The organism is Desulfomonilaceae bacterium (assembly GCA_041662605.1).
Classification (GTDB): domain Bacteria; phylum Desulfobacterota; class Desulfomonilia; order Desulfomonilales; family Desulfomonilaceae; genus CAJBEZ01.
In genome coordinates, this window is record JBAZSD010000010.1 from 53,619 (window position 1) to 74,241 (window position 20,623).

General features: G+C 49.1%; 20 protein-coding genes. 17 read left to right on the forward strand and 3 right to left on the reverse strand.

Going from position 1 to position 20,623, the window contains the following annotated elements; translation table 11 throughout:
- Positions 1-186: 186 nt before the first annotated feature.
- The 3 genes from WC647_09920 (at position 187) to WC647_09930 (ending at position 4,033) form a co-directional block, all read left to right on the forward strand.
- A complete protein-coding gene (locus WC647_09920) occupies positions 187-897 on the forward strand; it encodes a M50 family metallopeptidase (protein ID MFA6222616.1) in 711 nt (236 codons plus the stop codon).
- A gap of 533 nt (positions 898-1,430) precedes the next feature.
- Positions 1,431-2,708, forward strand: a complete 1,278-nt coding sequence (locus WC647_09925; protein ID MFA6222617.1) for a 4Fe-4S dicluster domain-containing protein — start codon at positions 1,431-1,433, stop codon at positions 2,706-2,708.
- Positions 2,709-2,995: 287 nt separating this feature from the next.
- Positions 2,996-4,033: a DUF4331 family protein gene (locus WC647_09930; protein ID MFA6222618.1), complete on the forward strand. Its 1,038-nt coding sequence runs from the start codon at positions 2,996-2,998 to the stop codon at positions 4,031-4,033.
- A gap of 64 nt (positions 4,034-4,097) precedes the next feature.
- On the opposite strand, the gene WC647_09935 is transcribed toward WC647_09930, so the two are convergent.
- On the reverse strand, positions 4,098-4,586 hold the full coding sequence (locus tag WC647_09935; protein ID MFA6222619.1) for a hypothetical protein: 489 nt from the start codon (positions 4,584-4,586) through the stop codon (positions 4,098-4,100).
- Between the two features lie 66 nt (positions 4,587-4,652).
- Positions 4,653-5,102: a hypothetical protein gene (locus WC647_09940; GenBank protein MFA6222620.1), complete on the reverse strand. Its 450-nt coding sequence runs from the start codon at positions 5,100-5,102 to the stop codon at positions 4,653-4,655.
- A gap of 303 nt (positions 5,103-5,405) precedes the next feature.
- On the opposite strand from WC647_09940, the gene WC647_09945 reads away from it, so the two are divergent.
- Together WC647_09945 and WC647_09950 are read left to right on the forward strand one after the other, a co-directional pair.
- A complete protein-coding gene (locus WC647_09945) occupies positions 5,406-6,983 on the forward strand; it encodes an aldo/keto reductase (GenBank protein ID MFA6222621.1) in 1,578 nt (525 codons plus the stop codon).
- 116 nt (positions 6,984-7,099) lie between these two features.
- Positions 7,100-8,098, forward strand: a complete 999-nt coding sequence (locus tag WC647_09950; protein ID MFA6222622.1) for an aldo/keto reductase — start codon at positions 7,100-7,102, stop codon at positions 8,096-8,098.
- Positions 8,099-8,358: 260 nt separating this feature from the next.
- On the opposite strand, the gene WC647_09955 is transcribed toward WC647_09950, so the two are convergent.
- Positions 8,359-8,580 carry a hypothetical protein gene (locus tag WC647_09955; protein MFA6222623.1) on the reverse strand — a complete coding sequence of 74 codons (222 nt, stop codon included), beginning with the start codon at positions 8,578-8,580 and terminating at the stop codon, positions 8,359-8,361.
- Between the two features lie 502 nt (positions 8,581-9,082).
- Between WC647_09955 and WC647_09960 the strand changes: the two genes are divergently transcribed.
- The 12 genes from WC647_09960 (at position 9,083) to WC647_10015 (ending at position 20,413) form a co-directional block, all read left to right on the forward strand.
- A complete protein-coding gene (locus WC647_09960; protein ID MFA6222624.1) occupies positions 9,083-9,649 on the forward strand; it encodes a methyltransferase domain-containing protein in 567 nt (188 codons plus the stop codon).
- A 145-nt stretch (positions 9,650-9,794) separates the two neighbouring features.
- Positions 9,795-11,105: a ferric reductase-like transmembrane domain-containing protein gene (locus tag WC647_09965; GenBank protein MFA6222625.1), complete on the forward strand. Its 1,311-nt coding sequence runs from the start codon at positions 9,795-9,797 to the stop codon at positions 11,103-11,105.
- 33 nt (positions 11,106-11,138) lie between these two features.
- A complete protein-coding gene (locus WC647_09970) occupies positions 11,139-11,369 on the forward strand; it encodes a hypothetical protein (GenBank protein ID MFA6222626.1) in 231 nt (76 codons plus the stop codon).
- A gap of 20 nt (positions 11,370-11,389) precedes the next feature.
- On the forward strand, positions 11,390-12,307 hold the full coding sequence (locus WC647_09975) for a 3-hydroxyacyl-CoA dehydrogenase (protein ID MFA6222627.1): 918 nt from the start codon (positions 11,390-11,392) through the stop codon (positions 12,305-12,307).
- Positions 12,308-12,490: 183 nt separating this feature from the next.
- Positions 12,491-12,733: a GlsB/YeaQ/YmgE family stress response membrane protein gene (locus WC647_09980; GenBank protein ID MFA6222628.1), complete on the forward strand. Its 243-nt coding sequence runs from the start codon at positions 12,491-12,493 to the stop codon at positions 12,731-12,733.
- A gap of 136 nt (positions 12,734-12,869) precedes the next feature.
- Entirely contained in the window at positions 12,870-13,589 is a 720-nt protein-coding gene (locus WC647_09985) for a TerC family protein (protein ID MFA6222629.1), read from the forward strand.
- 275 nt (positions 13,590-13,864) lie between these two features.
- Positions 13,865-15,145 (forward strand): ABC transporter substrate-binding protein, encoded by a 1,281-nt coding sequence (locus tag WC647_09990; GenBank protein MFA6222630.1) that lies wholly within the window; start codon positions 13,865-13,867, stop codon positions 15,143-15,145.
- Between the two features lie 87 nt (positions 15,146-15,232).
- Positions 15,233-16,099 (forward strand): branched-chain amino acid ABC transporter permease, encoded by an 867-nt coding sequence (locus WC647_09995; GenBank protein MFA6222631.1) that lies wholly within the window; start codon positions 15,233-15,235, stop codon positions 16,097-16,099.
- A gap of 1 nt (position 16,100) precedes the next feature.
- A complete protein-coding gene (locus WC647_10000) occupies positions 16,101-17,123 on the forward strand; it encodes a branched-chain amino acid ABC transporter permease (GenBank protein MFA6222632.1) in 1,023 nt (340 codons plus the stop codon).
- A gap of 103 nt (positions 17,124-17,226) precedes the next feature.
- Positions 17,227-18,006 (forward strand): ABC transporter ATP-binding protein, encoded by a 780-nt coding sequence (locus WC647_10005; protein MFA6222633.1) that lies wholly within the window; start codon positions 17,227-17,229, stop codon positions 18,004-18,006.
- Positions 17,999-18,745 (forward strand): ATP-binding cassette domain-containing protein, encoded by a 747-nt coding sequence (locus WC647_10010; protein ID MFA6222634.1) that lies wholly within the window; start codon positions 17,999-18,001, stop codon positions 18,743-18,745. Before WC647_10005 ends, WC647_10010 begins: the two co-directional genes overlap by 8 nt.
- Positions 18,746-18,760: 15 nt before the next feature.
- Positions 18,761-20,413, forward strand: a complete 1,653-nt coding sequence (locus tag WC647_10015) for an AMP-binding protein (protein MFA6222635.1) — start codon at positions 18,761-18,763, stop codon at positions 20,411-20,413.
- Positions 20,414-20,623: the final 210 nt, after the last annotated feature.

The following is a 20,623-nucleotide window of genomic DNA, read 5'->3' on the forward strand; positions in this document are numbered from 1 at the left end:
GAACATAGGATTCATTGAGCAGCCTCTACAAAGCCACGAGCTAAATCCGGCAGAGCGCTTTTTAGGCTGAACAGCGTGATAAGAATTTCCGTGACGGAGCGTTTACATTGCTGGATCAGGTAGAACGAGTCCAGAACGGGCGTTTCAGGTAATTGGTAAAATGGTCTTCTAAGGACGATGGAATAATTGATCGCAGTACAACCCATCAAAAATGTTGAGAGAATCAGACTTTTCGGTTTGATCGGAGCCGCCATTCTCACTATCGTTCTGTGGCAGGTCCCGGGCGGCAATTACATTCTCTACCCTTTTACAATTATGGCTACGTGGTTTCACGAAATGGCCCATGGCTTGGTGGCCTTTCTTTTGGGAGGTAAATTCGAAAAGCTGATGATTTTTTCAAACGGCTCTGGAATCGCATATTATTCTAGGCCAATGTTGCTTGAACCCATTAGCAGTTTCCTAGTTGCGGCGGCTGGACCGATGGGACCGCCACTGGCGGGAGCGGGGTTAATAATAGCTTCCAGAAATCCTAAAGCGTCTTCAGTGATTTTGAAATTCTTAGGGATCTTCCTGATTTTTTCCGCAATGGTTTGGGTCCGATCGATTTTTGGATTTGTCGCAATCCTTGTAATGGGATCGATAGTGTTGGGAATCTCTTTCGCAAGATCTCAAGGAATTCGGCTTTTTGCAGTCCAGTTCCTGGGTGTGCAGGCATGCGTCGCGACGTACTTTCAACTTGATTATCTGTTTAGCTTCTCGGCTGGTCCATTGGGAATCTCGGATACTGGTCGGATGCAGCAGATTCTTCTATTGCCCTATTGGTTCTGGGCCGCATTGATGGCTGTTGGGTCAATTGTCATTCTCATCGCCAGCCTGCGAATTGCCTATCGATCTTAGATGGTGGAGCTTCTTGTTGAGCTGACAAGATAGATTGGAGCGCTGTACGGAGTCACTTGCCAAGGACGCTAACGTAATCCAGGCTTCGTTGGATTTCATACACACTCCAAGCACGAAAGCTGATGAACAACTTTTACTGTCAAATTTTCCCCAATTTAAACCAAAACGTTGTAACAGGAGTTTTGTTTGTAAAAAAGGTTGCCAATAATAGAGTTTTGCTAGTAATAGCATCAACCTATCATCGACCGTCCACAGGTCCTGTGGATAACTCGTTCGCAAGGCTGTTAGTAAATTTCTTAAACGTCCAGTTTTTCAAAGAGGAATGCAAGTCGCGCAATTTTGGACGTCAGAAAAACGTAATGATATCAAGTAGCGCCGCAACGCACTGTAATCGTGGAGATAGTGGGAATACCTTTTATTGTAGGGAGCATAGTTATAAACGCCTGTTGATAAAGGTGTTTTTAAGTGAGTGAAAATGGCTGCCTGCTGCGGCTTTTTAGGAAAATCCTTTTTTCAGGAAGAGTGACATTATAATGGCCCATCAACTTGTAAGGACACCGTACACGGCGCTCATAGATCGATTAAATCGATTCCCCCAAGGAGCGCCGCCATCCGAACTTCTATACCGGATCCTAGCCATGTTGTTCAGCGAAAAAGAGGCGGAACTGGTAGCCATCTTACCCATAAAGCCATTTAACGCTGGAAAAGCAGCCAAAGCATGGAAAATGGATCTTTTGTCTGCAAGGAAAATCCTGGACGAATTGGCGGACAGAGCAATTTTAGTGGACATTGAACGGAACGGAGAGATCCTTTATTGTTTGCCACCTCCAATGGCAGGATTTTTCGAATTCTCCATGATGAGATTAAGAAACGACTTAGACCAGAAAGTCCTTAGTGAGCTTTTCTATCAATACATAAACGTAGAAGAAGACTTTATCCGGGCTCTAATTCTCGATGGTGAGACACAACTTGGACGAGTATTTGTGCAGGAACCCGCTCTGTCGGAACAAAACGCGATTCATGTTCTGGATCATGAACGTGCCACTGAGGTAATACGAACGGCCACTCATATAGGCGTCAGCATGTGTTACTGCAGACATAAAATGACGCATATGGAGAGGGCGTGTGGCGCCCCTTTAGAAATCTGCATGACTTTCAACGTTACAGCGTCATCGTTAACGCGGCACGGCTTCGCTCGCCAGGTAAGTTCTTCCGAATGCCTTGACCTTCTCCATGCCGCATACTCCTATAATCTTGTGCAATTTGGTGAGAACGTCCGTAACCAGGTAAATTTTATCTGCAATTGCTGCGGATGTTGTTGTGAGGCCATGCTCGCAATCCAGAAATTGGGATTAGTTCGTCCAATTCATTCGAACTTCATCGCTCAAATCACCAAAGACAAATGTATCGGCTGTGGACAGTGCTCAACTTTATGCCCAGTCAACGCAATATCGTTTGGAAATGAGGAAGAGACCCTCCCAGAGTCAGAAAGTCGAGTAAGAATTGACGAAAAGATGTGCCTTGGATGTGGAGTATGCGTCAATAATTGTCTTACCGGGGCGCTCTACCTGGAATCCCGTCCGGAACGAACAATTACACCTGTGGACGGCGTTCATCGGGCGGTGATCATGGCGATTGAAAGAGGCTCTCTTCAGGACCTCATCTTTGACAACCAGTCATTGTTTAGCCATCGAGCCCTAGCCGCGATTCTCGGCGCTATTCTTAGATTGCCACCCATTAAGAGAGCAACCGCTAGTCGTCAATTAAAGTCGCGTTATCTGGAAGTTCTTTTGAAGAAAGCAAATTACTAGTTTTAATTGTCCCGAAATCAGAACAATGGGAATAACTCTCAACATGCGCAAGTGTAATTGAAATCAGGCAATTGTTCCTAGAATGAGAGAGCCCTCTCTTTCGGAGAACTTTCAGTAACCCTGGCATTTCAGCGACAGTTACCGCGACAGCGATAGCAAAAAGACTCACATAGCGGGAACCGAATCCGATTTCCGGCATCAAACGTACCATAGGCGGCGCCATAACGGGGGCAAAGAGCTGTAGCTCCAGCTAATGCGCCGATGAAACACCGTGAAAGGAGAATACCATGTCAAACCACTTTACCGGCCTGAGTCTCGGTCCTCCTGAAGGGGACACTCGACTTGACCTCACTGATCTCTACGCCTTTCAAGTACCAACGGACGCGTCGAGAACCGTAATAATACTAAACTGTAACTCGTTCGCCAAAGCGGCGGCGTTTCACCCTAACGCGGTGTACCGGATTAACATCGACAACGACGGCGATGCCCAGACCGACGTCGCTCTCATCCTTGTGTTCTCGGAGCCGCTAGACGGTCGCCAGTATGCGACAGTCTACCTGGCAACCGGCTCAGAGGCCCGGAAAGCTGAGCCCTCTGGGGAGCCGATCTTCAAAAATGTTGAGGTGTCATTCGGTCCCGACCCACGCATTGTCAATTCCGGCCCATACACTTTCTTTGTTGGACTTCGCAGCGACGCATTCTTCATTGATTTTGCCGGAATTCTTAACATGTTCGACCACAAGGGCGGCAAAAATTTCACCGGGCTGGAGGGATCTCCGGACCCGAGCCGGTGGACCGGCAAGGACCTTTTTGCCAACTATAACGTGTTCAGCATGGCGTTTGAGCTGCCGACCCGTGTTCTGGGAGCCAACCCAAATGTACGCATCTGGGGACGGGTCAGTATCCGCCGTGCGGGGGAACTTGTTCCTGTCGATCGCTCTGGCCACCCGACCCTTGCGAACTTCTTCCACACTGACGAGACTAAACCAGAATTCAATCGAGGCGAGCCTGCTCACGACCGGGAGCGCTTCCTCGACCAGTTCATCCATGTGCTGCAACACGTTGGGGATTACTCCATCGAGGAAGCCAGGGCAGCGATCGACGCCGAGGGAATCCTCCCCGATATGCTGAGCTTCGACCCAGCCAAGCCAGGGGGGTACCCTAACGGCCGCCTACTAACCGACCACATTGTCGCGCGACGCTTATCCATGCTCTCGAAGGGCAAAATCCCACCCGACGGGCTTAAACCTCACACCGACATTCTAACAGTTTTTCCATATCTTGGAACACCGCATAAAAACCCCGACCCGCCGCCTGAGACTTAGGGCTAGTGGTCCAGAAAACCTGATGTGGTAGTTATTTGAAACTGCAAACAACTACCACATTACTCTATACGTCATTCGAGTAGGAAGAATTCTTACTTTTCTTTTTAGGACTCTGAATCCTTTGTGGGGATTGTGAAAAGAAAGGTGGCTCCCTTTCCCTGCTCTGACTGAACCCAGATGCGTCCGTAACTTCTTGTATAAGCTTGGGCAGTTTCCCGGAATAGTTGGGCACTGAGTCACCACCGGCTTTCTGGGTGAGGATGGCGGCAGAGTTTTTATCGAGTTGTCCGTAGACGTCCGGAGTTTGTTTTATTAGGGACACGGGGACTCTCAGCCTAATGAGATCGCTGAGGCTAGAGATGAGGTTCTTCCTGGACACCCTGTCTTCGAGAAAGCGGCGGAAACCTATGCACAGCTTTCGGCAGGTTTTTTTCAAACCAGCAAAGGTGTCACGGCAGCGGAGTCTCAGATCGCTGCGGGTCGATCCGCTGATCTTGCGCTTTGTCACGTATTCACGAATATCAGTCTCACTGGCGTTGTTGTGCAAGGGCACGTCAGGTCGGTCCAAGTACCAATAGGAGTTCAGGCTTGTTCTTGTGGATCCTCTTTAAGGCCTGATTCAATCTTTCATAGAGCGTTCGTGTGGTGAATATCTGATCAAAACACTCTTGAAGCGCTGTTTTCCTTTCAGGGGCAGGAAGGAGACTGCTTGTAAGCTTTGAGCGCGGCGCAAGACCTCAAACTGGCCCGTATCGTCGCTGAGGATGACCAGATCCGGATTGATAGACTTGTTTCTCTGGATGCTCCCCAGCAAGGCGGCTTCCGTGGCGATGCGGATATGCCTATCCTTGAACCCCAAAGACTCAAGACCCACTTCAAGAATTCCGTCCTTTTCCGTAAGGACGGAAGGTTTAATCTTGGGTTTGGGCTTCTGCCCCTTCAACCTGGCTATCTCGTCTCGCAGTTCCTGAATCTGCTCCTGCTGGATCCGCATAATCTCCACAAGAGCCGTCACCGAAGGTGTAAGCTCCTCTTCGCGAATCTCGGGAATCTTTGGGGTGGTTCTCATGCGCCCCTGTAAAGCATATCTCTTTGCTCTTGTCGCGTTCTTTTTGAGACGACACGCAAAAAATTGGTTCCCCGCTTATTGCCTTAAAGATAAACGATTGAGCACGGTCCCAAAACCCTTGCAACCCCCCCACCTATTCAATACACTGCCTGGAAGTGTGGCTCTCCCGCGGTTTTTGAGAAGTTACCCCCAGATAAATTAAATGACTAGGAACATTTGACAAATGATTGTGTCAATTGAACAAATCCAATTTGTCTTGGGGGTGGGACCATTTAATTGTACGACCTCGAAAGGATGTCAACCATGAAAGACCCAAATGGCAACTGGAGCATAAACCGAAAGGATCTCACTCCGGAGGCCACGACCACCAGCATTTGCACCGAGGCGCCGCCCCGTGTTTCTCTGGGGGTGGCTAAACCAGACAAACCCCTGACCAGAATTTTGGGACGCACCGGCTTTGAGGTCACTACGCTTGGGCTCGGGGGCCAAGCATCCGTGCAATGGACTCCTCCGGGGGAGGACCCTGAACGCATTATCCTAAAAGCCGTAGATTTGGGGATTAATTACTTCGACACCTCCAACCTCTACGGCCCCAGTCAGTTGAATTATGGCAAAGCCTTTCGTACCCTACATGTCATCCCCGGCGCTTCCGAATATGACGAGGCTAAACGGCGGTCAATCTTCCTGGCGAGCAAGACCGGTTTGCGTTACGCTAAAGGGCAGCCCGGGACGCGAGGCAACGTGGCCAGCGTAACCGACGGGCCTCCAGGGTCAATGACCTTGGACGATTTGAAACGCACCTTGTCCCAGGTTTTTGGCGATGGCCAGGGTAATTATCCTTCCGGCGCTTACATTGATCTGGTTCAAATTCACAACCTCACACACCTGGATGAGGTGGATGCCATTTTCGAGGGCCTGGAGACGCCGGACCCCAAAGCGGAATGGATAGGGACCCTTGCGGCGCTTCGGGATTACAGGGATGGTACCAATTTAACAGGTCTTAACACCAAAGAAGAAAAGTTGATCCGACGCATCGGCATTACCGGTCACTTCTCTTCCCCGGTGTTAATGGAGTGTTTGCAGCGGGATTCGTTCAACGTCATTGACACCCTCCTGGTGGCGATGAACGCTAACGACCGCCGCTATTTTAACCATCAATACAATGTGATCCCGGTCGCAGCGGCCAAGAACTTGGGTATCATCGCCATGAAGGTCTTTGCCGATGGGGCTATGTATGGCAAGGGCAATCATTTTTCCCGACAACCGGCGGATGTGGTACGGACTGTAGGCAGCCCGGCAATCCCCAGCGCGCCCCTCATTAGATACAGCTTGTCAACCCCGGGGATCGCCACAGCGATTATTGGCATCGGACATATTGATAGCGACCGGAAGCTCGACCAACTGGAACAAAACCTGGTCGCAGCGAGGTTTTCCGGCCAGATGAACGACAGTGAGCGGAGAGAGATTGAACAATCGGCAGCTCGGGCCAAGGACGGAATGACCAACTATTTCCAGCGAGAAGCGGAGGTCCTGAGCGCGCCTCGCCATGTAGCAATTTCCCAAAAAGTGCGGGCTGACCAACGAATAGCGCTGCTTAGCTGGCAGACGGCCTATGCCGGGGACCAACCGCTGAGCCACTACGAAATTCGGAGGGATGACTTTCGTAGCGCTGGCTTCGCAGTCGGCAAAGACCTTCATGGCCAGGATTCCGAAAACATCATTATCGGCCGCGTCGAACATCGCCCGCAAACCACTATGAGTCCATTCACGTTTCATGACCGGCTCAAGGATCAAATCGCCCACAGCTACCGGGTGATCACAGTGGACGCCTCGGGAAGAATGGCCGATTCTGAAGAGCTGTTATTGCCAGCTACCGTTTGAAGACTGTTCAGAAGCGTCTAGTTGTATCTATAACCATCATTCTTTTTGGAAAGGACAGGAAAATGGACCGGCGAGAATTCACTAAGTACGTAATGGCTCTGGGAGTGGGAGTGGAAATGGCGCAAATTGCCGAACGGGAGCGCCATGCCTGCGCAGCGCAGGAGGAAGGTCAGATTCCGTACCGCCACTTGGGAAGCACAGGGGAAACAGTCTCTCTCGTCGGGCTGGGTGGATTTCACCTCGGAAAGCCGGAACTGGCTGAGTCCGAGAGCATTCAAATTATCCGCACCGCGATCGACAACGGAATCAATTTCCTCGATAACTGCTGGGATTACAACGATGGGCAGAGCGAAATCCGCATGGGCAAAGCTTTGCGCGACGGGTACCGTCAAAAGGCCTTCCTCATGACCAAGGTCGACGGGCGTGATAAACGGACTGCTGCGCAGCAAATAGATGAATCGCTTCAGCGGCTACAAACAGATACCATCGACCTCATGCAGTTTCACGAGGTCATCCGAATGGAAGACCCAGACCGCATCTTCGCTCCCGGTGGCGGAATCGAAGCCATGTTGGAAGCCAGGCAGGCGGGAAAGATTCGCTACATCGGTTTTACCGGCCATAAAAGCCCCGTCTTTCATCTGAAGATGCTACAAACCGCCTTCAGTCATGATTTCAGCTTCGATACCGTACAGATGCCTCTAAACGTAATGGATGCTCATTATGATAGTTTCGAGAAAAAAGTGCTCCCGATACTGCTGTCTAAAAACATTGGCGTATTGGGGATGAAGCCACTGGGCGATCCGTTCATTCTGGAGAGTAAGACGGTCAATGCGGTGGAATGCCTACACTATGCTATGAGCCTCCCCACCAGTGTGGTCATTACTGGATGCGATTCGCTCCCTATTCTCAAGCAGGCGCTGTCTGCTGCGCGCAATTTCCGACCCATGAGTCAACCAGAGATCGCCGCTCTGCTGGCCAAGACCGCCAAAGCCGCGCAGGCTGGGGCACATGAACTCTATAAAACCAGCCATCATTTCGACGGAACCTATCGCAATCCCGAATGGCTTGGGCCAGAGCAGGATAGGCTAAAAAAGATGGGCGCCAATGTTAGTTGAAATGCAAGAAGGATGTTCGGGACAACAAAAGTTAAGATTACTTTCGGCATATACTCTTAAATGTACTCTAAGGAATTTTGTGAGAGTACCGTCAGTTGGAACCGGTTAAAAGGGTGTTGGAGATCATCAAGATAGATCGGTACATATTAAAGAAGCGGCAGCGTACTTTGCGAAGGAGTCACTGAACAGCGCGTGGTAACAGATGACATGATCATTATCTTTTTATCGATTTGCCACGGTTATGATAATCACACCGCGCACTAGAAGGGACAGTTTCTCTTTCTCAATGTCTCAAAAATCTGCTCCGCGCGCTCTTCATTGGCTTCAACCCAAATGAGTAGGTCACCCCTTTCAAATGCGCATCCAAATTCTCTTTCCAAAGACTCCAGATAGTTTCCGGTAATCTTGCTGGGGTTCATTCCCAAAGACGCTATTACTGTTCCGTGACGTTCATTTTCTTCATCTTGATGTGAAAAAACCATTTTCTCTCACCTGTTGGATTAATCTCCCGCTGGACGCCCTTAATCAGCCAAGTTTAAGGCCATGAATTAATTTTTGGGCTACAATCAATTTCCGAGAAACCGCCTTTTTTCATATGCATTTTATGCGCCACAGTGTTCATGGTCTTGAGTTTACTGGTATTACGTGTGTTAGGCTCTTGGGTGAGATTTTCAAGCGGATGAACTTAGGATGGAATGGCTACAAAATAGTAAGGTTTATTGATGATATCATACTAAAATGTAATTATAGGGGATGGAAGGAAACCTCTCCCCTGGGGCAAAACAAATTCAGTATACAGATGTCGGAATAACTAAGTAATGGATAATCGATACGCCCGTTTGAAAGATACCTAGATGTATGAAATGGTCTCCGGAAATTCTCCGGATCCTTTTGAACGATGGCGGGAGTCTTGTTCACCCTGTAAAAATTGGTCCTAACCGTGAAGCGCCCCATTTGCCGCCCTGGGGAACGAGGAATTGAAGAATGGGAAAGCACGTTTGTCCATGGTGGGTAGGGTATATACTTGCCAACCCAATCCGGCGCCTATTCCAAAACCCTGAAAAGATTCTTTCGCCATACGTAATGCCGGGGATGACTGTGCTGGACGTAGGTTCAGGTATGGGCTTCCTGACAATTCCAGCAGCCAGGATGGTGGGCAAAGCCGGAAAAGTGATAGCTGTCGATCTGCAAGAAAAGATGCTGGCCTCTTTGGTCAAGAGGGCGGCAAAAGCTGGTCTGGGAGGTCGTATAGTCACCAAACTCTGCGAGCCCGACAGTCTTGATGTTTCTGAGCCAGTTGACCTATGCTTGGCGTTTTATGTTCTTCATGAAGTTCCAGATGTTAGCGGTTTCCTTTTTCAGATCAAGGACATTCTGAGACCTACGGGGCGACTTCTTGTCGCCGAGCCTGGAAACTGGCACGTTTCAGACAAAGAGTTTGAGAATATGATTGACCTGGCCTCGGCGGCAGGACTTGAACTCATCGAAGAACCCCGGATAGCGGGGAGCAGATCGGCGCTGCTGTCTCCTGCTGCCGCATCCGGAAAATGAGGCGTCACATAACTTTTTTAAAATTGCGATCTGGAACGATGAATACGACGCCTCCCTTGCAAGGCGGGATGAATGTTGTTGTCGAGAGCGTTGATTACGGACTTTCTTTCTAGACATGTAAGACTCTAAGATGGGAGGGATTATAGTGGGCTGGATACTCGCTTCAATCTACTTTTTGGTGGCTATCAGTCCCCTTTTAACTGTAGCCGCGCTCCGGATGAAAGGCGAAATGTCGCTCATGCATGAGACCGGCACTAGCCTCGCTTTCGCCGCTTACGGCGTCATAGCTCTTCAAGCTGTCCTCACCGCTCGCTGGAAGTGGATTGAAAGACCTTTCGGTTTGGACATCGTTTCGAGATTCCACAAGTACATGGGCGTCCTTGCTCTGGGGCTTCTTCTTGCCCATCCTCCACTGATGGCCTACGGTGGCGCAGGATTGGAATTGCTGTACAGTCTGAACCTGCCTTGGTACGTGTTACTGGGCAAAGCTCTGCTCCTATTACTATTTGTACATGTGTTATTCAGTCTCTTGCGACAGCGTCTTGGCGTAAACTTTGAAAAGTGGCGCCGGATCCACAACGTACTGGCCGTAATCATCATACCTGCAGCATTCGTCCATAGCCTCTCCGCAGGATATGACAGCTGGCCGACCCCTATTAGGATTCTGTGGATCATCCTGCTTGGGCTGACAATATTTGCCTATGTTCATCACAAAGTGTTGACCCCAGGACGAATTGCACGGAGCCCGTACCGAGTCGACTCTGTTGAGCGGGAGACCCAAAATGTGTGGACAGTCAAACTGGTTCCGCCGGTTGGAGAACATGTATATGATTACCATCCCGGCCAATTTCACTTCCTCACCTTCCAACGATCGGGAGGACTGCCTGTCGAAGAGCACCACTGGACCATTTCCTCCAGCCCTACCAATCGGGATTTCATAAGTTCAACAATAAAGGAATCGGGAGATTTTACAGCGACAATAGGCAAGACGCGTGTCGGAGACTCGGCCCTTGTAGAAGGGCCTTTCGGTCGCTTTTGCTATACCTTATACGAGCGGGACAAAGATTTCGTCTTTATCGCAGGAGGGATAGGCATGACCCCAATGATGAGCATGCTTCGTCATATGCGGGACACCAAGAGAGAAGCGAAAGTTCTCCTAATTTACGCCAACAGGACTGAAAAGGACATTGCGTTCAGATCGGAACTCAGGGATATCGAATCCGGAACATATCCTTGCTTGAAGGTAGTCCATATCCTGAGCAATCCTCCCACTGGTTGGACGGGCGAATCCGGGCGCCTGGATGAGACCAAACTCGTTCGACTGCTGGGCCGACGGGAAGATGACACAGGATACTATATTTGCGCTCCACCCCCTATGACCAGGGTTGCGATAGCAGGCCTGAGGTCACTGGGAGTTCCTTTTTCGCACATGCGAACCGAACAATTTTCTCTTTAGATCTATAAGTTGGCGAGCAATCAGGAGGCTATCTTGAGAATCAGAAAACTTAGAATCGCTACTGTTTTTTTCGTAGCGCTTTTTTTGCTTGCAGCGTATGGCTTAGCCCTGTTAAGGACTTATACCTTCCAACCTTCTGTTCCGCCCGACAACAAGCTTGGTGTCAACTCGTTGTTGAACGGCTCTACGTTCCCGACCGAGGGAATATACTCGGTAAACGGCCATTGGGTTGGGCATGATTTCTTTAACGTGGTCAGATCGTAATCTGATGAGGAGATTGCCCGATGAAACTTTCCGACATCAAGCGGGTCCTTATCCTGGGATCCGGGACTATGGGGAGGCAGATAGGATTTCTGTGCGCACTTAAAGGCTACAATGTTGTGTTGTATGATATATCCATGGAGGCCCTCAAAGATTCCTTGAAGGGAATGGAGGATCTTGGAGCTTGGTTTATATCAATAGGCCGTATGCCTCAGGGGGATCTGAGCAAAGTCATGGGACGAGTACAAATCTCCACTGATTCTGTAGAAGCCGCAAAGGAAGCGGATTTAATTAGTGAGTCCGTTCCTGATATTCCTGAAATCAAGGCTCAGGTCTTTGCCAAGTTTAACGAACTCTGCCCGGAAAGAACTGTTTTTACAACCAACACATCCATGCTGGTCCCATCTATGTTCGCCGAGCAAACAGGCAGACCTGAAAAGCTGGTTGCGCTTCACTTTCATGATGTACGTACGACTGACATTGTCGATGTCATGCCGCATCCTGAAAGTGAACCTGAAATTGTAGAGTTGGTCCGTGATTTTGCGGAAAGCCTGGGGCAGGTTGTGATCATGCTTGCCTGCGAGAACAGCGGATATGTTTTCAACTCGATGCTATCCACGCTACTGATGTCGGCGTTGACGCTGGCGGCTAATGGCGTGGCCTCAATTGAAGATGTAGATCGTTCATGGATGGGAGTAATGAGGACTCCTATTGGGCCTTTCGGAATCATGGATCAGATTGGGCTATCCACCGTTTGGACCATCATCGACTATGCAGCGAAAAATAGTGGAGATCCTCAGGCAAAGGCAAACGCGGCTTTCGTAAAACGATACATTGACGGCGGCGCTTTAGGCATGAAGACAATGTGTGGCTTTTACTCATATCCCAAGCCGGCATACTCAGATCCCAATTTTCTTTCAGGGACGGGAGCTGCCAGATAACTAACACCGTTGACTGGATAGTCCTTCATGTATTGGAGAGAACTCCTTTTCCAAGGCGTGCCAGGTTGTCCTGTCAATGTTGACGCATATTGTTTCACAAGTTTTGGGACGCCACCGCATATTATTTTGAATGCGAGACGATTAGAGATTATATATGTTGAAGCCTAGATAAGGAGTTACAAGATGAGCTTGATTGGATTTTTGATAATAGGACTTGTGGCAGGGTGGTTGGCGGGGTATATCATGAAGGGCAGGGGAGCCGGCCTGCTTGTCAATCTCGTCGTGGGTGTTATAGGCGCTTACATCGGTGGTTTCCTTTTTATGCTTATAGGTTTGTCTGCCCACGGCTTTATTGGATCATTGATTACCGCCACTATAGGGGCGATTGCGCTGCTATTCTTAATAGGGGTGCTCAAGAAAGCGTGAACAGACCAAACATCTTCGAACATATGGATAGGTATCACTCTTCATTCAAATTCTGAAAGACTGTTTATTTCGCGGCCATGCTTTTACACTATCCACTTTGCAAAATAACGGCCGTTTTTTGTTATGAGGTTGTAGAATGTTGGACACATTACTTAACCCCGACGCTTGGGTCGCCTTTTTTACTTTAACCGCGTTGGAGCTGGTTTTGGGTATCGACAACATCATTTTCATCTCCATAATTGTGGAGAGGGTTCCCGAAAACAGGCGAAATCTAGCAAGGCGTACAGGCCTTTTCCTGGCCATGTTTATGCGTATTGGACTACTGTCGATTTTGTCGTGGCTAATCAGTCTTACTACGCCTCTTTTTAAGATTTTGAACAATGAGATATCCGGTAGGGACCTTATTCTAATTTTTGGCGGTTTATTCCTGCTCTGGAAGAGCACCAGGGAAATCCACCAAATGTTGGATTTTGAATCTGAAAAACAAGACAAAACAAAGACGGTTCCGAGCGGTTTTCTGTCGATTATTGTCCAGATAATCCTGATCGACGCTATATTCTCTCTGGATTCGATTATTACGGCCGTCGGGATGGTAGACGACATTGTTGTAATGATAGCGGCCGTAATCGTTTCTGTGGGCCTAATGATGCTTTTTGCGCCGGTTATAGGGCAGTTCGTAGGGGGCCACCCGACAATCAAAATGCTGGCGCTATCCTTTTTAGTGGCGGTAGGGGTAGTTTTGATCGCCGATGGTTTCGGACATCACGTTCCAAAAGGCTACATCTACTTTGCCATGGCGTTTTCTGTTTGTGTGGAAATCCTTAATCTTCATGTCAGAAAGAAATTTACAGTTTAGTCGGGCTTAGAAACCCAAGCGCTTTGAGAGTAGGCAAAGTATTAACGCCTTTGCGTTACCGCCACGGCTCACTCAAAAATATGCTTGACATCTGGTCATTCACATATGTAGTCTAGCCGAGTTTCTCAGGACAGTTTTCCAAAGACAACCCCAATATACACTACAGGCCTTTTATGTCGTGGTCAGACGCTCTTTTCGGGCGCCAACCATGTCTGAGTTGTTTCACATGCGCTTTTCTCGGTCAACGTCAAATACATCCTCAAAGGAGTCTAGAGATGACTGGAAAGAACAAGTGTGCGATTGTGTCGACTGTCCTTTTTCTTCTTTTATCAATGGTTTCAATGTGTTGTGCTGCGGAGAAACCCATCATTATCGGGGCTCCCCTTTCAACGGCTTTTCTGTACGGCTGGGACGCTGAACGGGGAATCAAACTAGCGGTAGATGAAATCAACGCTGCCGGCGGTGTAAAAGTCGGCAATGAAAAACGGCCATTCAAGGTTGACGTTATAGATACCCGTGACCTTGAACCAGGCGTCCCTGTCAGTGACGCTCTTCTGGCGGTCGAAAAGCTCATACTGGAGAAAAAAGCGGATTTCCTTATTGGTGGTCCGGTTCGATCCGAGGCCGCCCTTGCCGCAATGCCCCTTCTGGCCAAGCACAAAAAGATTTCCATCCTTACCACTGGCTCGCTGACGCCCAAGTACCACGAGACGGTTGGACAACAGCCTGACAAGTACAAATACTGTTTCAGAATATCAGGTGAAGCCAAGTGGATGGTTATGGGTGAGATCGTTCCGTGCCTCGAATACATTGGCAAGACATTCAACCTTAACAGACTCATGATCATGGTTCAGGACGTGGCTCACGCCAGAGCTGGTGGTCAGATACTTAAAACGGTCATGGCCAAGAAAGGCTGGACAGTGTTGGGCGATCCGATTGTATATCCTACCGGGACCACAGATTATTCGATGGGATTGCTCGACGCTAAGAAGCAGGACGCTCAGGTTATCATAATATGGATGGATATGCCCGAGTCCGCTATTCTTCTCAAACAATGGTATGACATGAAGGTCCCGGCGCTCCCATTTGGAGTCATAATAGCGGCGGCTGAACAACCCGGCTTCTGGAAGGCTACCGAAGGAAAAGGCGAATTTTGCCTCGCAAACGTGGTCAACGCGGGCAACGTGCCGAGTGAAGCCTCACCCTGGACGATGAAATTCGTGGACGCCTACAAGAAAAAATACGGTCTGGAACCCGAGGGATACGGCACTTCGTCAAGCTATATGGCCGTGTATGTTTTGAAAGACGCTATAGAAAGAGCAGGATCTCTTGATCCTGACAAGGTCGTGGACGCCATGAAAAAAACTGACATGATGGGCGTTTACGGAAGAATCAAGTTTGACCCCAAGACCAATCAAATCGTTCCAAGCCTGGATCCTAAAGAAGGGGCGGTGGGAACTATCTTCCAGTGGCAGGCCGGCAAACGCATAGTTGTGTTTCCGCAGACTATTGCTACTGGCAAAATCCTTCTTCCTCCATGGATGAAAAAGGAATAACAGCCGACTGAAAACTAGGGACCCCGATCAGTATGGAGATCCATGTTTTTCAATCTCCCGTATCGGGGTCCACCTAGAGGATCTTTAATGGACATCATCATCTACGGGATTATAAACAGTGTGTCACTGGCTCTCATGGCTGTGGGTTTCACCCTGGTTTACGGGGTCAGTCGGTTGCCCAACTTTGCCCACGGTGCGCTTTACGTCCTGACCGGATACCTTACCTGGATCTTGATGAATAGAGTAGGGCTCAACTATCTCTTTTCAGCCATTGTGGCCCTTGGGCTGACAGGAATAATCGGAGCCCTCATGTATCAGCTTGTTTTGATCCGTGTCCGGGGAATGCCAATCTCAGAGATCATAGCCTCCTATGCGATCGGTCTGGCCATTTTGGAAGGCTTGAGATGGGGCGGTCTAAAGGGAGGAACCTTCAGATTGCCACCCTTTGTTGAAGGAAGCGTGTCCATTTTTGGGGTCTCAGTGGATTACCAACGAATTTTCGTCGTAGTTTTGGGCGCTGGGCTAATGGGGGCTCTCTTGGCATTTGTCAATGGCACAAAACTGGGACTGGCGCTCAAAGGAATGGCGCAGGATGAAAGAGCTGCGATGACTCTCGGGATTGATTCGGATCGCATGGCCGTGGTGGCTACAGCCATTGGATCCATGCTCGCCGGAGCCGCAGCAATCATTCTGCTTCCTCTCGGAAGTATTGTCGTGGAATCAGGTTATCATGTCCTTATAATGGCCGTAGCAGTATGCATTGTTGGCGGGCTGGGAAGTTGGACAGGAGCGGTCATGGCCGCGTTCCTTATAGGCTTTGCCCAGATATTAACCGTGGTTATTTTTGGGGCACATTTCCAGGTGGTCGTTGCTCTCCTGGCCATTGTCTTGACCCTGATTGCTCGCCCAAGCGGTCTGTTTGGAAGGCAAAAAGAGTTGGAGGAGCGAGTCTGATATGTCCGGATCTAAAGCTGATAGTCGTAAAGAACGTCTGGATCGCGGCATCAAGGTTAGGTCCGACGGCGTCTACGCTATTTCCTCCTGGAGAGAAATAACCTACCTGATCACCCCGCGTCTGCTCTTCATTGTCGGGCTTGCCCTCGCTCCTCTTCTCCTGAGCGGAGTCCCTTACTGGCAGCGGGTCATTTCGATAGTGTGCGCATATTCTCTCCTCGCAATTGGTTTTGATTTTTTGGCCAATTATGTTGGTCTTGTCTCTCTCGGTGGAGGTTTTTACGTTGGTGTGGGCGCTTACGTTGCGGCGCTGCTAAATACCAGCCTTGGCGTTCCTCCCATTCTCAGCATTCCTTTAGCGGCTATTATTGGGGGCGTTATTTGTACTATTCTGTTTGTTCCGTGCCTGCCCCTCAGAGGTGTTTATTTCGCCATAGTCAGTCTGATGTATCCACTGCTCGCAGCTAGAATTATAGAAGCTTTCGATCTTTTCGGTGGAACTGACGGCATACTTGGTGTGGAGGGCTTTCCCAATGCCTGGGTCGAACAGTACGTCCTCATCCTGGCCGTGCTGGTAGCGGTATTTGGGCTCAGAAGGTTTGTTGAGGAAGATATCGGACTTGTGTTCAGGGGGGTCAAAGACAATGATCAGGCGGTGAAAGCCTCCGGGATCAATATCACCGTATACAAAGCCCTTGGGGTATTTGTCGCCTCGGTTCTGGGGTGTTTTGCAGGCGCGTGCCTTTCAAGCATGTACATGTGGGCAGGTTTGTCACAATTCGCCATGGATTTCTCCATTATTCCGATTGCGGCTACTGTCGTCGGCGGAGGAGGGACCTTGGTCGGCCCGGTGATTGGATGCCTGATCCTTGTCCCGGTTTCAGAATTACTCCGGGATTTCGGTTCACTCAGGATTGCAGTCTATTCTGTAGTTCTCACCGGATTTATTGTTTTCAAGTCTGAAGGAATAATACCGTACGCTGCTCGCAAATATGAGCAGTTTGAGCGTTGGGTGGAGATCTAGAATGGAGACTTTTGTTGGTCACTGAGAGCGACACCGGAACCGCTACGGTTCTGCCTTTCATCCTTTTCAAGAAGATTTGGCGCTCGTCGAACTGGAGTAGGTTATGAGTTCAGAGCCTTTATTGTCGGTTCAGAATGTAAGCAAGAAATTTGGTGGTGTCCTTGCCCTGTCAGGGATAAATCTGGATGTTTTTCGAGGAGACATTGTCGGGGTTATAGGCCCAAACGGCTCTGGAAAAACTACGCTTGTCAACGCGATTACTGGATTCATAAAGGCCGACACAGGCAAAGTATTTTTCAACGGTCGGGATATCACCGATACCGTTCCGCACAAGATCGCGGCCCAAGGACTTACCCGCACGTTTCAGGTAATGAGACCGTATTTCAGCCTCCCTGCCTATAAGAACCTTATTGTTCCACTTTTTTCGCCTCGAGCCCGTAAGACTGGAGGTTGGCGCGGCGGCGGAAAAATGGGCAGCCGAGATACTGTGGCGGTAGATATCCTCGAAGAGATAGGTTTTGAAAGAGATTCATATGTGCCGTTCAAGTTGGCGTCATCCCTTCCCACCGGTTATTTGAAGCGATTGGAACTTGCCAGATGTCTCGCTCTAAGACCAGAGCTGATAATATGCGACGAAGTATTTTCGGGACTGAGTATGAGCGAAATGGCCAGCATGGTTCCTCTCATTGAAAAACTTCAGATGGAGGGAATAACTCTTATCATGGTCGAGCATAGACTTCGGGAACTCTTTCGACTGGCAGGTCGGGTTGTGGTCTTGAACTTTGGCTGCAAGATCGCTGAAGGTACCTCTGATGAAGTAATGGCATACCCCGAAGTGAAGGAGGCCTATTTCGGCTCCGAGGAGGTATTCGACTATGTTTGAAGCTCAAGGCCTTATGGTCTTTTACGAAAACATGCTGGCCTTGAACAATGTCAGTTTAAAATGCGGAGCAAATCAGATTATAGGAGTGTTTGGAGCGAACAGCGCAGGCAAGTCCACCTTGATGTACACTCTTTCCGGAATAATACTGGATATACAGAAAAAGGAGGAAATGGCCGGTGGGGAACGAATAACAATTCGCGGCCACGTTACGTTCAAAGGCATGGACATTATGGTTGAAAAGCCTTCCAGTAGGGCGAGGAAAGGCATCATCCTTTGTCCGGAACGTCGAAGGATCTTTCCAGAGAGCACAGTTCTGGAGAATCTCAAAATAGGCGCATACCTTGCCACATCCGCCCAAGCCAAGGAGACACTAGATTACGTGCTTGGCGTTTTCCCTGCCTTAACAAGAATTTTAAAACGTCTTGGCGGATTCTTGAGTGGCGGAGAACAGCAAATGCTCGCTATTGGCCGGGCCTTGATGGCCCAACCAACGCTTTTGCTTCTTGATGAGCCGCTTCTAGGATTGAGCCCCTCGATTCAGTATCTCCTGGCAAAAGCCATCAAGGAAATCAGGACGCATCGAGGTATGTCCATTATTGTCGCCGAACAGTACGCTCGTCCAATTATCCCGATAATCGATTATGGTTACATACTCGAAAACGGCGCCGCTGTAGTTGAAGGGACAAAACAGACGCTCATGGACAATCCTGATGTGAAATCCGCTTACTTCGGAAGCTGATGAGGTATTCCCCCTATGAACCATGAATATACATTCTCCAGATTTGAATCCGCATGTCAGAAGTATCCCGATTCCACAGCCGTAATTTTTTTGGGCGACAGGTTCTCATACAGCGCATTAAGAAACAAAGTCTACCGTTTCGCTAACGGCCTTACAGACCTTGGAGTTAACAAGGGTGACCGTGTGCTGCTTTATCTGTCCAACTCAATCCAGATGATTATCGCGTATCTGGCCGCCCAGAAAATCGGCGCCGTCGTAGTTCTTGTTTCGCCAATTTATACATCCCATGAACTTGAGTATATGATAAACGACTCGCAAGCTAGAGTTGTAATCTGTCATGACACCAATTACGGATATGTCCGAGAAACAATGGGGACAACTGGATTACGGCACATAGTTTATACGAACCTGCTGGATCTGGTGTCTGTTCCGAAAAGAGCAATCGCTGCCCTATTTGACAAGGCCCCTCACGGGAAAGTCAAAGGAGGGCCTGAGACTATTCCTTTTCGAAGCCTGCTCAAATCCGACCCAAATCCCCCCGAAGTGGAGATAGATCCGGTAAAAGATCTCTCATACATTCTTTATACAGGTGGCACTACCGGATTCCCAAAGGGCGTAGCCGGCAACCATTGGGGGCATACTTCCTATGTTAACGATATCACGGATGTTGTTTTCGCCAACCATCTCAAATCAGGCTCTGACGTTTACATTGCGATAAACCCGCTGTTCCACATCATGGCCCTCGGACTCTTAATGGCGGTTGGTCTGAACTGCGGTAACACGACAGTGTTAATGCCTGTGCCTCAGGTGGACGCGATACTGTCTGCGATAGAGAGATACAGAGTTAGGTGGATGCTCGGTGTGCCGGCGTTGTACCGGATGATTCTGGAGAATGACCGGCAGGATACCTACGATTTGAAGTCGCTGCGATACTGCTATTGCGGCGGCGACGTTCTCCCACGGGAAGTCATACAGCGATGGAAAAAGAGGGTAGGCTGGCCGATATATCAGGTTTATGGGTCCACTGAAGCGGGCCACATCTGTTACAGTCGTATTGACGATGGTGAACCGGACCAGATGTCCATCGGAAAACCTCTTCCTTCAAGACGCGTCAAGATCGTTGATCCGGATACCCTCGAACCAGTATCGCCAGGAGAAGTCGGAGAACTGCTTGTTACTTCGGATTATTCCATAAAGGCATACCTGAACAAGCCTGAAGAAACGGCCAGGTCATTCGTGGACATTGATGGAGAGAGTTACTATAGGACCAGTGATTTTGTCACTCACAACGCCGAGGGTAGTATCACCTATGTAGAACGTTCCGCAGATATTTTAAAGCACAAAGGATATCGAGTGTCCGCGTCCGAGGTCGAGGCGGTCCTCCAGGATCATCCTGTAGTAGTCGGAGCATGCGTTGTAGGGGTTCCAGACCCGAAAGTGGGTGAACGGGTCAAGGCTATAGTTGTGCTGAAAGACGATGCAAAGGGGGTAGGCGCTACTGATCTGATTAACTTCTGCAAGGAAAAGCTCGCTTCCTACAAAGTCCCTTCATACATAGAATTCCGCGACATGTTGCCAAAATCTAAAGTAGGGAAATTGTTGCGTCGAGAAATCAGGGATGAGGAAAAACGTAAGGTCGAGAAAGAAAAAAAACCGGCGCCAAGATAAAAGTGAAGAAAAGTCTTTTGGATAGAAACTGGAAACTACTCCGTACGGTTTTAATTCCGGACTAAACGCTCTTGAGCCCCATTCCCGGGCCTTCGCGTTGACCTCAACCTATAGCTGCTAGACTTGCGGAAATCTTGGAATCCCAATTCATTATGGATGTTTTGAAACAGTTACGCGTAATTGGGGCGTTAACCAAAGTTGGGCGCATAT

What these genes read in the sequence shown, in the direction of transcription:
- WC647_09925 (MFA6222617.1), top strand. Translation starts at nt 1,431, where the DNA reads ATGGCCCATCAACTTGTAAGGACACCGTACACGGCGCTCATAGATCGA.
- WC647_09930 (MFA6222618.1), top strand. Translation starts at nt 2,996, where the DNA reads ATGTCAAACCACTTTACCGGCCTGAGTCTCGGTCCTCCTGAAGGGGAC.
- WC647_09940 (MFA6222620.1), bottom strand. Translation starts at nt 5,102, where the DNA reads ATGAGAACCACCCCAAAGATTCCCGAGATTCGCGAAGAGGAGCTTACA.
- WC647_09945 (MFA6222621.1), top strand. Translation starts at nt 5,406, where the DNA reads ATGAAAGACCCAAATGGCAACTGGAGCATAAACCGAAAGGATCTCACT.
- WC647_09950 (MFA6222622.1), top strand. Translation starts at nt 7,100, where the DNA reads ATGGCGCAAATTGCCGAACGGGAGCGCCATGCCTGCGCAGCGCAGGAG.
- WC647_09955 (MFA6222623.1), bottom strand. Translation starts at nt 8,580, where the DNA reads ATGGTTTTTTCACATCAAGATGAAGAAAATGAACGTCACGGAACAGTA.
- WC647_09960 (MFA6222624.1), top strand. Translation starts at nt 9,083, where the DNA reads ATGGGAAAGCACGTTTGTCCATGGTGGGTAGGGTATATACTTGCCAAC.
- WC647_09975 (MFA6222627.1), top strand. Translation starts at nt 11,390, where the DNA reads ATGAAACTTTCCGACATCAAGCGGGTCCTTATCCTGGGATCCGGGACT.
- WC647_09980 (MFA6222628.1), top strand. Translation starts at nt 12,491, where the DNA reads ATGAGCTTGATTGGATTTTTGATAATAGGACTTGTGGCAGGGTGGTTG.
- WC647_09985 (MFA6222629.1), top strand. Translation starts at nt 12,870, where the DNA reads ATGTTGGACACATTACTTAACCCCGACGCTTGGGTCGCCTTTTTTACT.
- WC647_09990 (MFA6222630.1), top strand. Translation starts at nt 13,865, where the DNA reads ATGACTGGAAAGAACAAGTGTGCGATTGTGTCGACTGTCCTTTTTCTT.
- WC647_09995 (MFA6222631.1), top strand. Translation starts at nt 15,233, where the DNA reads ATGGACATCATCATCTACGGGATTATAAACAGTGTGTCACTGGCTCTC.
- WC647_10000 (MFA6222632.1), top strand. Translation starts at nt 16,101, where the DNA reads ATGTCCGGATCTAAAGCTGATAGTCGTAAAGAACGTCTGGATCGCGGC.
- WC647_10005 (MFA6222633.1), top strand. Translation starts at nt 17,227, where the DNA reads ATGAGTTCAGAGCCTTTATTGTCGGTTCAGAATGTAAGCAAGAAATTT.
- WC647_10010 (MFA6222634.1), top strand. Translation starts at nt 17,999, where the DNA reads ATGTTTGAAGCTCAAGGCCTTATGGTCTTTTACGAAAACATGCTGGCC.
- WC647_10015 (MFA6222635.1), top strand. Translation starts at nt 18,761, where the DNA reads ATGAACCATGAATATACATTCTCCAGATTTGAATCCGCATGTCAGAAG.